Source organism: Cupriavidus basilensis (assembly GCF_029335485.1).
GTDB classification, from domain to species: domain Bacteria; phylum Pseudomonadota; class Gammaproteobacteria; order Burkholderiales; family Burkholderiaceae; genus Cupriavidus; species Cupriavidus basilensis_E.
On record NZ_JARJLM010000695.1, the window covers coordinates 1 to 12,555 of the forward strand.

Consider the following 12,555-nt stretch of genomic DNA (forward strand, 5'->3'; position numbering starts at 1 on the left):
TGGCGGCCGATGCCAGCCAGGCCCGCAACGAGTGGCAGGCCACCCTGAAGCCTTGCATGACGACGGCAAGCGTCGACGCGTATCGCACCGGGCTCGAACTGCTCGCGCAAACACCGGTTCCCGCCGACGCCACCGCCGTCGACGAGGCCCTGGCCGCCGGCCCGGCGCCCTTCCCGGCATGGCAGAACCTGATCGAGCAGAATCCCCGCGTGGCCAGCGCGGCCAACCGCCTGGAAGAGGCCCGCGGCGGCCGCGGCGAGCGCTGGTACGAAACCATCGAGTCCAGCGCCAGCGTCGGCTACTACCTGTCGGATCGCGCCGGCGTGCCTAATCTCGGACACTCCCTGGTCGCCAGCATCAATTTCTCCATGCCCTTCGACGTCGTCGGCGCGTCAGGCAGCCGCCGCGGCGCCAGCGAAGCGCGCTACAACGCCGCCATGGCCCGTTTCGAGGCGGAACGCCGCAATCTGCTGGTCGAACTGACGCAGGCGCTGCGCCTGCATGCCGCTGCCGTGCTGGACGCGCTGCAGAGCGATGCGCGCCTGGCCACCGCTACCGAGCGCCTGCGCGAGCGGCGCGCCCGCCAGGGCCTGGACGGCGACCAGGCCCTGCTGCAACTGCAGGCGGCCGAGCGCGAGCGCTACCAGGCCGCCTTCGCGCGCATCGAGGCGTGGCACGGCTGGTGGACCCAGGATGCCGCACTGCGGCTGTTCAGCGATGGCGGCCCCGAGTCGGAGGCCCTGCTTGGCGAGCGCCTGCTGCGCTGGCAGCAGCAGCCCGACGCCGCAGCGCGGCCCTTGCGCGCGCAGGCGGTGTCCGCATCCCCGCAGGCACCGTCGCGGGCATCGCCCCCCGCGGCGGCGCCTGAGGCAGGCGCCCGCTGGGCGCAGGGCATCTATGTATGGAAGAGCGAGGCGCTGCTGGACAGGTCGCGCCGGCCCGCCGAACTGGCGGCATTGCGCGCGGCCGGCATGCGGCAGGTCTACGTCGGCCTGGACGCGGCGCAGGTGAACAACCTCGCCGCTAGCAAGGACGCGCTGCGCGAACTGCTGGATGCCGCGCAAGGCCAGGGCATGCGCATCTACCTGCTGCTCGGCGATCCCGACTGGCTGAAGCCGGCCGGCCGTGGCCAGCTGCTCGACCTGATCGGGAAGCTGAAGGACATGCGCTTCGCCGGCCTGCACCTGGACCTGGAAGTCGAGCAACTCGGCATGCCGGTGCCGGACAGCCGGCTGAAGGACTGGCTCGCTACCGTGGCCGCAGTAGTGGCCGCCAGCCCCTGGCCCGTCGCCCTGTCGAGCCACCATCGCTGGTTCGCGGCGCCGGCGCAGGCCCGTACCTGCATTCCCTGCGCCTTGCCCAGCCTCGGCGTGCGCGATGTCAGCCTGATGATCTACACGCGCAACCCGCAGCGCAGCGCCGCGCTGGCGAGCGAGATCGCGCGGCGTTGGCCCAAGCTGCGCTTCCGGCTGGCGCAGAGCGTGGAAAGGCAGCTACCGGCCGAGGAAAGCTGGGCCGGCACCCCGCGCAAGCAGATGGACGCACAGGTCACGGACTGGCAAGCCAGGCTGGTCCCTTACGGCATCACGGGAATCGACTGGCAAGACTGGCGCGACTACCCTCGCCAGCCCAACGGAGCCGAACAATGATGAAGATACGCTTCGACAGCAGCAAGGAGCGCAGCCCCACGCAGGAACAAGGGCTGAAGGTGCTGTACGCACCGGGCAAGCGTGTCGCCTTCCGCCTGCGCTGGTACCTGATCCTGTTCCTGGTGGCGAGCCCCTTCGTCTGGTTTTTCGCCAAGTTGATCTACGGCGCATGGGTGATCGAGGCGCCCGCGCAGCTCATCCTGCCCGTGGTCGAGATCCGCGCACGCGACGCCGCGCGGGTCGAGCATCTGGCAGTCAAAGACGGCGACACCGTCAAGGCCGGGCAGTTGCTGCTGCAGATGGACAACCCGGAATGGCGCCAGCGCCTGGGCCAGTTGCAAGCCCTGACGGCCGGCGCAGAGCGCTCGGTGGCGCCCGCCGGCAGCGGGCTGCGCAATGTCCTGGTGCGGCAGCTCGACCGGGCCAGGGAAAAGCTGGCCACGGTGCAACGCCTGCGGCAGGACGGTGCCGCGACACAGGGAGAAGCGCTCGCCGCGGCCAGCGAGCGCGACCAGCGCGAATCCGAGCTACTCGCCTTCGACCAGCGGGAGGAATCCTTGCGCCTGCAGCCGCCCGCCACCCGCGACAATGCGATGCAGAAGGCCGAAGAAGTCTGGCTGAACGGCCGCCTCCAGGCCCTGCGCCTGCAGGCGCAGGAGAATGCAGTGGTCTCCGATGTCGTGGTCAACGAAGGCGAGAACGTCGGCAGCGGCACGGTCCTGATGCGGCTGCAGCGCACCGCCGACCCCATGGTCCTGATCTTCCTCGACCCGGTGGACGCCGCCTACGCCAAACCGGGCCAGCCCCTGAAGCTGCAACTTCCCGACGGCCACTGGCTGCCCGCGAAGGTGGTCAACGCCGCGGACCGCGTGCGCCGCCTGCCGGAAGACCTGCGTATGCCATTCGCCGGCGCGCAGAACGCACTGCTGGTTTCCGCCGCGGTCGACGGCGAGGTTCCGCCCGGCTGGCTGGTGAACCAGTTGCCGCTGAAGGCGCGCTTCCCGCATGATCTTTCGCGACTGTGGCGGTAGCTGGTGGGTACGGGGGCGACATGCGGGTGGCGCTTGGCGTTGGCGGGATCCGTCGCTGTCAGGGAGCGAAGACGAGAAGACTCCCGAGGGCACAACTGACCTATGCTGCCAGTGAATAGAATTGCTCTGCAGCGGACGCTTCCTGAGCAGTGGTCCAACATGCCACTGCCTTGTCTCGCCATCGGCAAGTTGACAACGCCCGGCCGATCTGTAGCCTCTTTTAAAACGTCTCTACGCTTGTCGCGGCCTCGGGGTAGAGGTTGGGAAAAAGAAAGCTCAGCGAGTCCAGAGGGAACCCGATTCCCACGGCGCCTCGATGCGAACGGTCTTCTGAGATCAGAAGACCGTCTTTTAGGAGTTGAGACAGCAGCTTTCTGCCTGTCCGCTCTCCTAGGCCGGTCATCTGAACGAAGTCCCCCCGCGGCACGGGGCCTGCGACCACAAGATGGTGAAGCGGCAGCACGGCCTCCTGGCGATATTCCGGGTAAGCGGCTAGCTGGCTGCGGAAGACCACAAGGGCCTGAATGCGCTCGCGTGGTCCGTTGATATCAAGCAGTGACGTCATAAACGAAACCTGGTCATCGCATTGTTCAATGAAGAATCGGCACCACTCCCACAACATACGCTCGCTGAGGTTTCCGCGTCCGTCGAGATCTCCATGACGAGGCATGTCTGCGTTCTTCAATAGGGCGTAATAGTCGTCGCGCTTGCGAGCGAGCCCGCGATTCACCGACCAAAGCCCGCCACTCAGGGGGAACAAGGCACAATGCGTCTGGAGACGTGCAACACGGCCATTGCCGTCCCGAAACGGGTGAGTCCATACCGCACGGTGGTGCGCAGCGGCGATCGAGTAAAGCAGCGCATCCAGTCCATTCAGCCGCCCGTAGACTTGAGTCATCCTTTCCATGAAGCGCGGCAGCGATGAGTACGTGGGAGCGTGATGCTGTTGAATAGTCACGTCGACAACGCGCAATTGGCCCGGATCCATGACCCCCCCCTCGTGCGTCGACCGGTCCTCGGGTGTCAGCCGACCGTAGAGCGCTTTATGGGCAAGTAGCAGGAAATCCGCCTTTAAGGTGTTGGCCTCATCTACAACCAGACCTTCGAGTTCGCGCTCCGCCTCGATATGAGCCACTGCAAGACGTTGCAATTTCGCCGTCTCTGGCTTGGCAGAGAAGTCCTTTCGCAACGCTCGGTCGATGTTCACGGGATGCGTGCTCTCACCCTCGATTCGATTCGAGTAGTAGGAGTTCATTGAGCGCACCAACTCGCGCAGCCGCGTACGTGCCGAGTGACTTAGCGTGCCCTGCAACTTGTGAGCCTTTTCAATCACTACACGTGTGGCGGACACAAGTTCCTCCACACGTTTCTGCGGCAAGAGAGGTTCGAAGTGACGTGGGTTATCGTACAGTTCGATCGTATCGGATCGCATAGTCAAGTTGCCAGTTCCGGTTCCGGTTCCGGTTCCGGTAACTTATTTCATAAAATTCCATATTATACATAGACTTAGCTTTCATCTTGCTCGCAAGAACCAGCCTAATGTTGCCGGTTCAGTTGCCGGTTCGCCTATTGACTCCCTTACGGTTCGCACAGCCGGCAGACCGCATTCATCGATCCTATGGACGGTCACATCACTTGTCAGCACGAAAATGCCGCATGAGGCGCCTCCGCACGCCATGGTGCTGGGATGACGCTTTTGGTCGTACCAGCAAAGCACGTTCGCAAAGTAGGCATACTGGTCCGGCATTTGGATCGGCATCACCGACCAAGCGCTTCATGACCTCCGCACGCGTAGTACCTGCGAAACCGCGCGGCGTCGCCACGGGCGCGGCTGGAGTCGCGTACGTGCGCATCGAACTCGATGACGGCAGGGTCGTCAGCCGCCCATGACCGACTAGCCCCCGACTACGGTCGTTCACGCGTTTCCAGTGAGTGCCCTCGGTTGGCCGGCAAGCGACCTCCACCAGTCGTGAGCCGGTCGGCTCTTACCGACCGACCCTATGCAGCCGTTTGAGAGCCTGTGTGCCTATTCCGGAGCGGATCCAAATGCGCCGTGCCCGGCCACTACCTCGCTAACAAAATCCATCACCGCGCGCACAGCGGCCGAGCGCCGCAAGTCCCTGTGCACCACCAGCCAGATGTCGCGTGAGAATGCAGCGCCCTCATGCTCCAGCCGTACCAGGCCTGCATCGGCATCCCCCAGGAAACAAGGCAGGCCTGCCACGCCCGCTCCTGCACGGGCAGCGGCCAGATGGCTGCTGATGTCGCTGAGTTCGCAGCCCACGGGCCGTGGACCCGCCAGCTCCAGCAGCCAGCGCTGCTGCGGCATGTCAGCGAACTGCGCATCGTAGGCAATAAAGGTCCAGTCGCGAGGATTGCGCAATGGCAGATAGTCGAGGCTTGCGTACAAGGCGAATGGCATCTGCCCCAGCTTGCGCACCACACTGCTCGACTCGCTGGGCCGAACCAGGCGTAGCGCTACGTCTGCCTCACGGCGCGTCAGCGACACCGCGCGCGCCTGCGCCGACACGGAGAGCTGGATACCGGGATAAGCCGCGCGGAAGTCCGCCAGCCGGCCGGCCAGCAGATGCGTGGTCAGCACCGGTGGCGCACTGAGCGTCACCTTGCCGCTCGCGGGCTCGTGGCTGGCACGCGTCTGCCGCTCGATAGCGAATGCGGCAGCCTCCATCGTCCTGGCTTGCTCGAAGACCGACACCCCAAGCGGCGTCAGGCGGCACGAGCGCGGCAAGCGTTCAACCAGAAGCGCTTGCAGCCCGGCTTCCAGCGCGGCCAGCCGGCGGCTCACCGTGGCGTGATCCACCTGCAAATCGCGCGCTGCGCCGGACAACGTGCCGGTGCGGGCGACTGCCAGGAAGTGGCGAAGATTTTCCCAATCGAGCATCTGTGCGTTTTCTCCAGGTTTGGTGGAGATTTTATAGAATTTACGCAGACATGGCTGCAGCCTAGCATCCGTAGATCCTATCGTTGGAATCAATGCCATGCCTACCACCAATGCGCAGCGGGCCACCCTGCTGGCTGCTGCGCTCGGCTTCGTCGTCGTCCTGCTGGACGTCAGCGTCGTCAACGTCGCCTTGGATACCTTGCGGCAAGGATTCGCCACCGATGTAGCCGGGCTGCAATGGGTGATCAACGCCTACACGCTGGTGTTCGCGGCGTTGCTGCTGACCAGCGGAGCGATCGGAGATCGCTTGGGTGCCAGGCGGGTGTTCCTGATGGGGCTCGCGCTGTTCACGCTGACGTCGGTGGCGTGCGGGGCGGCGGGCAGCCTGCCGATGCTGGTGGCGGCCCGGCTGGGCCAGGGCATTGGCGCGGCGCTGCTGGTGCCGAACTCGCTGTCGATGCTCCAGAGGGCCTTTCCCGAGCGCGAACAACGCAGCCGCGCAGTCGGCTGGTGGGGTGCGATCGGCGGTATCTCGCTGGCGGCCGGGCCGGTGCTGGGCGGCCTGCTGGTGACCCACTTCGGCTGGCGCAGCATCTTCCTGATCAACCTGCCGCTGGGCCTGATTGGCCTGTATCTGACGTTGCGCCATGTCGCCGCCGATGGCGGCGGACATCACCGCGGCCTGGATTGGCCCCGGCAAGGCGCGGCCATACTGGCACTGGCCGCACTCACCGCATCGGTCACCGAAGCCGGCCGTCTCGGCTGGGGACACGCCTGGGTGCAGGCGGGGCTGTGGCTGGCCTTGGCGTCGGTGGCCGCCTTCATCCGCATCGAATCACGCAGTGCTGCGCCGATGCTGCCGCTGGCGTTATTGCGCATCCCCGCGTTCAGGGTGGCGTCGCTCGCCGGTGTGATCGTGAATTTTGCCTACTATGGCCAGATCTTTGTCTTCAGCCTGTTCTTCCAGCTTCAGCAAGGACTATCGCCACAGCAGACCGGGCTGGCGTTCCTCCCGATGACGGTGGTGCTGATGGCAGTCAACGTGCTCGCCGGCCGGCTGATCACGCGGATGGGCGCGAGGTACTTGATGGTGCTGGGATTGCTCCTGGCCGCCCTGGGTTACCTGATGCTGTTGCCGGTGCGCATCGACGGCCCCTACTGGCTGCTCGCCCCGCCGATGCTGCTGGCCGCCAGCGGCATCGCGCTGATGGTGCCGACCATGACCAATGTCACGCTTTCAGCCGTGGATGGCTCCCGCGCCGGCATCGCCTCCGGCGTCCTCAACTCGGCGCGGCAGGTAGGCGGCATGCTCGGCGTGGCGGGGTTCGGTTACCTGGTGCACGACACTGCCCCGCAAGCCTTCATGCGCGGCATGCATCTATCGCTCTGCTTCGCTGCCGCACTGCTGCTGGTGGGAGCCGTGATGTGCTGGTTTGGCATTCGTGCGGAACGTCCCGCCACGAGTGAGGACGGGCAGCAAGGCGCCACTGGAACCAACGCTCTTTGATTTGGGGTAATCGTCCTTTTGCTGCAGATTGATACGATCAGGCTTAAAAAGACCCACCAGTTACGCTCGATCAGATGATTCGTCTGGTGGCCTCTTTGGGCAGATTCCTTGGGCGCAAGAGTGATGGCGAACCCGGCGCCAAAACGATCTGGATCGGCATGCAGTTAACAATGGATGCCGCCGTTGATCCGACTGATTGGGGGCCGGCAACGGCCCGGTTTCATCGCATCAACGCTCGCCCACCACTCACTCGCGCATCCACGTCTGCGTCCGCCCGAGCAGGCTGATGCCGAGAAAGCCGCGCACGTTCAGCTTCCTGCCGTCGTCCGACAGGGACATCTTCGCGCTGTAGACCTTGCCGTTCTCCGGATCGAGGATCGCCATGCCATCCGGCGGTGCAGATCGCCACCGCCGCCCTCCGTCCGGACACGCATGCCGGCGAGCCAGCGGACCGGTCTGCATCTCGACCTGAATGAGGCGGAGCTGCTCGACGACCACGGCAAAGGGATCGGCGGCGTTAACCGGTGCGCCTCCTGACATGGCGTATTCAACCGCCGCCGGCGGGGGCGGCGCGAAGGCGCTGCCTCAAGCTTGACATCGGCGATAATCGCAGCGCACCGGCATGACGGAGTATCGAACGGTCGTGCCTGTATCCCATATTTGAATCTGGAGGACGCCATGCGTGACATCATCGACGGCTTTCTGCGCTTTCAGCGCGACGTCTATCCTCAACGAGTCGAGCTTTTCAAGCAACTCGCAACGACACAAAATCCGAAGGCACTGTTCGTCACCTGCTCGGACAGCCGGGTCGTGCCCGAGCTCCTCACCCAGCGTGAGCCGGGAGAACTGTTCGTCATTCGCAATGCCGGAAACATTGTGCCGTCCTACGGTCCGGAACCCGGTGGCGTTTCGGCCACCGTCGAGTATGCGGTCGCGGTCCTGGGCGTGCAGGACATCGTGATCTGCGGGCACTCCGACTGTGGCGCGATGGGCGCGATTTCGCGTTGCGCTTGTCTTGATCACCTGCCGGCGGTCGCGAACTGGTTGCATCATGCAGATGCTGCAAAAGCGATCAACGCCGCGCATCAGTTCGATACCCCTCACGCTAAGCTCGACGGTCTCGTCAGAGAGAACGTGATCGCGCAGCTGGCCAATCTACGCACCCATCCGTCCGTGGCACTTGCACTCGAACAGGGGCGCATGAATCTGCACGGATGGGTTTACGACATCGAGAAGGGCAGCATCGATGCCCTCGACGGCCCGACACGACGATTCGTACCGCTCGCCGAGTCGCCGACCACCGTTGCTGTGGCTTCGCGCAATCGCGGACAGGTGTGAGAGAAGTTGGCGGCGACTCGATATAACAGGGATCCGCTTGACCAGGTGCCTGCGCCTGCAACGGCAGGACGGGCGATCACCGCAGTGCCGCTCTTCTGGCTGCAGCCGGGCACCAGCGCCGCCTGCAGGTCGGCCAGGCTCAGCCCAGTTGGGCCGAAAAAGGCCCGCCGGTCGACGGCGGGCATCTCGTTGTCTTGGTGCTCTGCTTACGCAGCTCGACTGAAGGTTGCCCCGGTTGTCAGGGCGTTGGCGAAGCCGTGGTTGACATCACGGTGACCGACCTCGTCGGCGCGCACTGCCACCACCACCTCACGCAGGCGGGCATTGGTCGGCAGATTCCAGTATTCGATCGCGAAGGCTGGGGCGGAAACGTTCTCGACGCGACCAGCGTCGATTTCGGCTAGGTAGAGGGTGTAGCTGATCACGGCTTGTTCTTCGAAATATCCAACCAGCCGGTGCGCGGTCCGGGCGGACACCAGATACAGAAGGAAGTAGGTCACGAAGAAGACGGCCTGCACGAGCAAGATCACGACTCGCTCAAACCAGCTCGGCCGGGCGATCTGGATGAACGTCATCAGGTGCATCCGTTCGTTCTCTGCTTCCTCGAGCAAAGTGCGAATCCACCCTTCATCGGCCACCATCCAGCGCAGGCAACGCAGGTGGACCAGCATGCCACCAACCATTCCAGGCACCGCCGCCACGGTTTCGAGCACGATGGCGCGGTTCCCATAGCGCTTGGCAAAAAATGTATCGGCGAAAAAGCGCAACGTCATCGTGATGGCCAAGGCGACGCGGTCGGAAAGGCCGGCGACATTGTGATGAGTATCGAGGTCTGTCGACGGGTTGATGGGGGCTTGCATGATGGGCTCCAAGTGTTGAGCGTTGCGATTGCGATCGTTCAGGAGAGGTGGGTGGCCGGTCCGCATCCCTTAAACATGCATTTACAATACTCTTTTAAAAGAGCGGCAACAAGGTGATTTGCTGCTTCGCAACATGCTATGGGCGATTATCGGACTTTGAGTGGGTTGGCTCGGATTCATGATATGCGTCACAGTGCACTATCGCGAACCTTGGTCAACCCTCATTTTTCCCCTGGGATTGGATACCGCGCCAAACCGGGGGCTGACCAAGCGGCAAGGCGGTGGTCTGATGTCCCAGTTTTGGCGTGTTCTTCCGCAAGGCGGCATCGACGGGCTTGTTGGTGCGGCCGTAGCGGGCCTGGCGGCCATGTTTGGGCGCGCGCTCCGCGGCGAACTCTGCACTATCTCTTCGGTGTGTCCATCCTCACCTCCGCCGGGCCGATCTCCGCGACATCCGCCCACGCCTTTGCGTCGAAGCAGAACGCCGCGACGGTGCATGTGGGCATGTCGATGATCGTGCTCGATAGCCGGTGCGCGAGGTCGGTGAACTCGGGATTGTGGCCGAAGAGCATCACGCGGTCTAGCCTGTCGTCGAGTGCGCAGATGACGGCGAGCAAGTTGTCCGGGCTGCTGGCGTAGAGGCGTTCATCGACGACGATGTCCTTGCGCTGGTAGCCGATCTCGTCGGCGATGAGCTGTGCCGTGGTCAGCGCACGCAGCGCCGGGCTCGACACGAGCAGATCGGGTTCCACCCCGCGATCAGTCAGGCGCTTGCCCATCTTGGACGCGTCATGGCGGCCGCGATCGTCCAACGGACGCTGCCGATCGGGCAAGGACGGGTCGTCGCGACTCGATTTGGCATGCCGCACAAGAAACAGGATTTTCATGATCAAGCTGAGGGATGGCCTGAATCGTCATTATTGCCCTCTTCGGCCGCCGCGGCGACTACTAGGGATGCTAGCCCTTCATGTTTTAGAGTGCTGTCGTTTTCAACCTCGCATCGCTGCTGGGCTTGCGAACCGTCGTAAATCTCGCCGAAATCAAGGCTCCCCCCAAAGGCCTACCGAAGCGGCACGTCCAGATTCGTGCCGCCGACGTGGAGTTGCTCCGATCCGTACACCACGGCTTTAGGCGGCGCGAACGCAAGGTGGTTCTCTCCCATCCACGCAGCGACCGCGGTTTGCAGCCGATTCATGAGATCCAGTTGAAGCTTCCATGGCGCTGGGGACTCGCGGTCGGGAAAGCCATCACCGATCGTTGCCGCGAGAATGGGGGCGAGCACATCCTGGGCTTGATCGCTGCCAATCAATTTGCCCTCCTGCTCGCCCAAGGCCATGCCAGCGAGCATCCGCTCGAGAATCCTCGTCGCCTCGAACCGCGCGAAGTAGGACGGAGGCTCAGGGCTAAAGCCCGCGGTAACCGCCTGCGTCATGCCCATCTGCGCTGCTGCCGAGATGGCATCGCGACGGGAGCCGAACCCCGCGACCCATCGACCGGCCGCATCCTTGTACCCGAACTCTTCCTGCATGCTGCCTCCGGCGCCCGGCGCCTGGGCGATACCAGGCGGCGCGTCGCGGTGGCTTCCGCATCGGCTCGCTCGGCGCGCCGGGCTGCCATCTCCAGTTCCGCCCGCAGCCTGCCCTGCACCGCCTGCCCCTCCGTCTGCGCCTGCTGCGCCTGCGCCTGTTGCAGGCTGAGCGTGTCGCGCTCGGCCAGCTGCCTTGCCCGTTCCTCGGCACTGGCCACGGCGGCGTCCGGCACCCTCGCCTGGACCGCCGCCAGCTCAGTGCGCAGGTCCGCGAGCGCCAGCTCGGCTTTCTGGCGCAGCGTGCGCTCCTGGTCGATCTCGCGCAGCGCGCGGCGCTCGGTGTCGCTGACCCGCTCTTGTGCCACCGCGACCTGCTCGCGGGTGCGCTCCTGGTCCGTCGAGAACCGCGTATGCATCTCGCCCAGTTGCCGCTCGAGCGCCTCGCTCTGGCGCCGGCCTTCTGAACCGCATTCCGCGTATGATGGTGAGTCCCAGCCACCGTGCCGTCGCCGTGCATGCCAATAGCGATTCTCGTGCGCATCGCCTGACGGTCGCCGCCATCCACCGGGAGCGCGATGAACCCGACCACCCTCAATCCGCAGGAAATCGTCACGAGCATCATTGTCCACGAGGTCGAGCCCGAGTCCGTCGAGCAGTACGAAGCGTGGCTCGCGGACATTCGCCTCGCATGCTCTGGATTTCCCGGTTACCTGAGCACTGATGTAATCCGTCCGGTCGGCATGAGCCGCGAATATGCGACCATCGTTCGCTTCGCCGACTTCAGGAGCCTCAACGCATGGATGGAATCCGAAGTACGCCGCCAACATATCGAAAGAATGCGGCCGTCGCTGCGGCAGGGCGACCGCTACGAGATCAGGACTGGCCTCGATTTCTGGTTCACGCAGAAGAACTCGCCGGTCAAGGTGCCGACCGCGTGGAAGCAGTGGCTCGTCACGTGGAGCGCCATCCTGCCCCTCAGCATCGTCGTACCATGGGTCGTCGTGCCGATGCTCGCGCACCTCGGCTTCGCCCATGACTCATTCATGGACAAGGCGGCCGTAACGGCGGCAATCGTGTTCCTGATGGTCTATGTGGTGATGCCGCGCTACACGCGGCTCGTTGCGCGCTGGCTTTTCAAATGACAATGGCGTGCCCGGCGCGCTGCAGTGGCGCTCAAGCCAAGCATGGCACCGAGCTGCGCGCCCATCGCCGGCCGGCCGTCCGCACACACCGGGGCCGGCTAGCGATCACGGGTACCTGGAGCCTTCCAGCCGCTGGCAGGCCGGAAGCCAGTCGCGCTGCTGAAGATGACGTGCGCGGCAAACAGCACCGACAGCGCGATGAAGCCGACCACGTCCATATGCCCCGCGACGAAGGCAAACCGGCTGCCAAGCAGGATGTCGAGGCGATGCGCGCCCGCCAGCGCATCCGCCACCGGCCCCACCTTGGCGCCGGGGTCTGGCGCTGACTCTCCCACGGCATGTCCTTCCCCTCCGATTCTTATGATTCGGTCGGCTAGAAGTTGTGCCGCATGCCAAGCGCGAATACCTGCGGATCGGCCCCCGCCTTCACGCCGGCAGGGTTGATGGCGAAATCGTAGATCGCGTTGCCGTGGTTGTTGATACGGCTGTAGTAGGCATAGAGCCCGGTGCGCTTGGACAGTGGATAGTCGTAGCCGACCGTGAACTGCAGCGCGCCGGTGCCGGGTCCGCTGCGGAAGTAGCCGACCGTCTCGGTCGC

The 12,555-nt window shown here is 64.5% G+C and carries 12 protein-coding genes and 3 pseudogenes; 6 read left to right on the top strand and 9 right to left on the bottom strand.

The window, feature by feature from the left end:
- The coding region (locus tag P3W85_RS42970; RefSeq protein WP_276269299.1) for a TolC family protein at window positions 1-1,649 on the top strand (1,649 nt) is incomplete at its 5' end.
- Window positions 1,646-2,680 (top strand): HlyD family secretion protein, encoded by a 1,035-nt coding sequence (locus P3W85_RS42975; protein ID WP_276269300.1) that lies wholly within the window; start codon window positions 1,646-1,648, stop codon window positions 2,678-2,680. The genes P3W85_RS42970 and P3W85_RS42975, both read left to right, overlap by 4 nt.
- A gap of 220 nt (window positions 2,681-2,900) precedes the next feature.
- Here the strand turns inward: P3W85_RS42975 and P3W85_RS42980 are convergent, their stop codons facing one another.
- Both P3W85_RS42980 and P3W85_RS42985 read right to left on the bottom strand, forming a co-directional pair.
- A complete protein-coding gene (locus tag P3W85_RS42980) occupies window positions 2,901-3,935 on the bottom strand; it encodes a Fic family protein (protein WP_276269301.1) in 1,035 nt (344 codons plus the stop codon).
- A gap of 771 nt (window positions 3,936-4,706) precedes the next feature.
- Entirely contained in the window at window positions 4,707-5,582 is an 876-nt protein-coding gene (locus tag P3W85_RS42985; RefSeq protein ID WP_276269302.1) for a LysR family transcriptional regulator, read from the bottom strand.
- A 97-nt stretch (window positions 5,583-5,679) separates the two neighbouring features.
- Between P3W85_RS42985 and P3W85_RS42990 the strand changes: the two genes are divergently transcribed.
- Together P3W85_RS42990 and P3W85_RS42995 are read left to right on the top strand one after the other, a co-directional pair.
- Window positions 5,680-7,089, top strand: coding sequence for an MFS transporter (locus P3W85_RS42990; RefSeq protein ID WP_276269303.1), 1,410 nt, complete (start codon window positions 5,680-5,682; stop codon window positions 7,087-7,089).
- Window positions 7,090-7,154: 65 nt separating this feature from the next.
- A pseudogene (locus P3W85_RS42995) lies at window positions 7,155-7,376 on the top strand (IS4 family transposase); the annotation flags it as partial.
- Here P3W85_RS42995 and P3W85_RS43000 read toward each other — a convergent pair.
- Window positions 7,336-7,476: pseudogene (locus P3W85_RS43000) on the bottom strand (DUF2147 domain-containing protein); the annotation flags it as partial. The pseudogenes P3W85_RS42995 and P3W85_RS43000 sit on opposite strands and share 41 nt — an antisense overlap.
- A 291-nt stretch (window positions 7,477-7,767) precedes the next feature.
- On the opposite strand from P3W85_RS43000, the gene P3W85_RS43005 reads away from it, so the two are divergent.
- Window positions 7,768-8,427, top strand: coding sequence for a carbonic anhydrase (locus P3W85_RS43005; RefSeq protein ID WP_035806910.1), 660 nt, complete (start codon window positions 7,768-7,770; stop codon window positions 8,425-8,427).
- A 206-nt stretch (window positions 8,428-8,633) separates the two neighbouring features.
- On the opposite strand, the gene P3W85_RS43010 is transcribed toward P3W85_RS43005, so the two are convergent.
- From P3W85_RS43010 to P3W85_RS43025, 4 genes are all read right to left on the bottom strand, one after another.
- A complete protein-coding gene (locus tag P3W85_RS43010) occupies window positions 8,634-9,287 on the bottom strand; it encodes an alternative oxidase (RefSeq protein ID WP_017224773.1) in 654 nt (217 codons plus the stop codon).
- A 401-nt stretch (window positions 9,288-9,688) separates the two neighbouring features.
- Window positions 9,689-10,174: a SixA phosphatase family protein gene (locus P3W85_RS43015; protein ID WP_276269304.1), complete on the bottom strand. Its 486-nt coding sequence runs from the start codon at window positions 10,172-10,174 to the stop codon at window positions 9,689-9,691.
- 173 nt (window positions 10,175-10,347) lie between these two features.
- Complete coding sequence (locus P3W85_RS43020) at window positions 10,348-10,725, bottom strand: hypothetical protein (protein WP_276269305.1); 378 nt, start codon at window positions 10,723-10,725, stop codon at window positions 10,348-10,350.
- On the bottom strand, window positions 10,716-11,231 hold the full coding sequence (locus tag P3W85_RS43025; protein WP_276269306.1) for a hypothetical protein: 516 nt from the start codon (window positions 11,229-11,231) through the stop codon (window positions 10,716-10,718). Before P3W85_RS43025 ends, P3W85_RS43020 begins: the two co-directional genes overlap by 10 nt.
- Before the next feature lie 159 nt (window positions 11,232-11,390).
- On the opposite strand from P3W85_RS43025, the gene P3W85_RS43030 reads away from it, so the two are divergent.
- On the top strand, window positions 11,391-11,957 hold the full coding sequence (locus P3W85_RS43030) for an antibiotic biosynthesis monooxygenase (protein WP_017227868.1): 567 nt from the start codon (window positions 11,391-11,393) through the stop codon (window positions 11,955-11,957).
- A 98-nt stretch (window positions 11,958-12,055) separates the two neighbouring features.
- On the opposite strand, the gene P3W85_RS43035 is transcribed toward P3W85_RS43030, so the two are convergent.
- Both P3W85_RS43035 and P3W85_RS43040 read right to left on the bottom strand, forming a co-directional pair.
- Window positions 12,056-12,292: a hypothetical protein gene (locus tag P3W85_RS43035; RefSeq protein WP_276269307.1), complete on the bottom strand. Its 237-nt coding sequence runs from the start codon at window positions 12,290-12,292 to the stop codon at window positions 12,056-12,058.
- 38 nt (window positions 12,293-12,330) lie between these two features.
- A pseudogene (locus P3W85_RS43040) lies at window positions 12,331-12,555 on the bottom strand (porin); the annotation flags it as partial.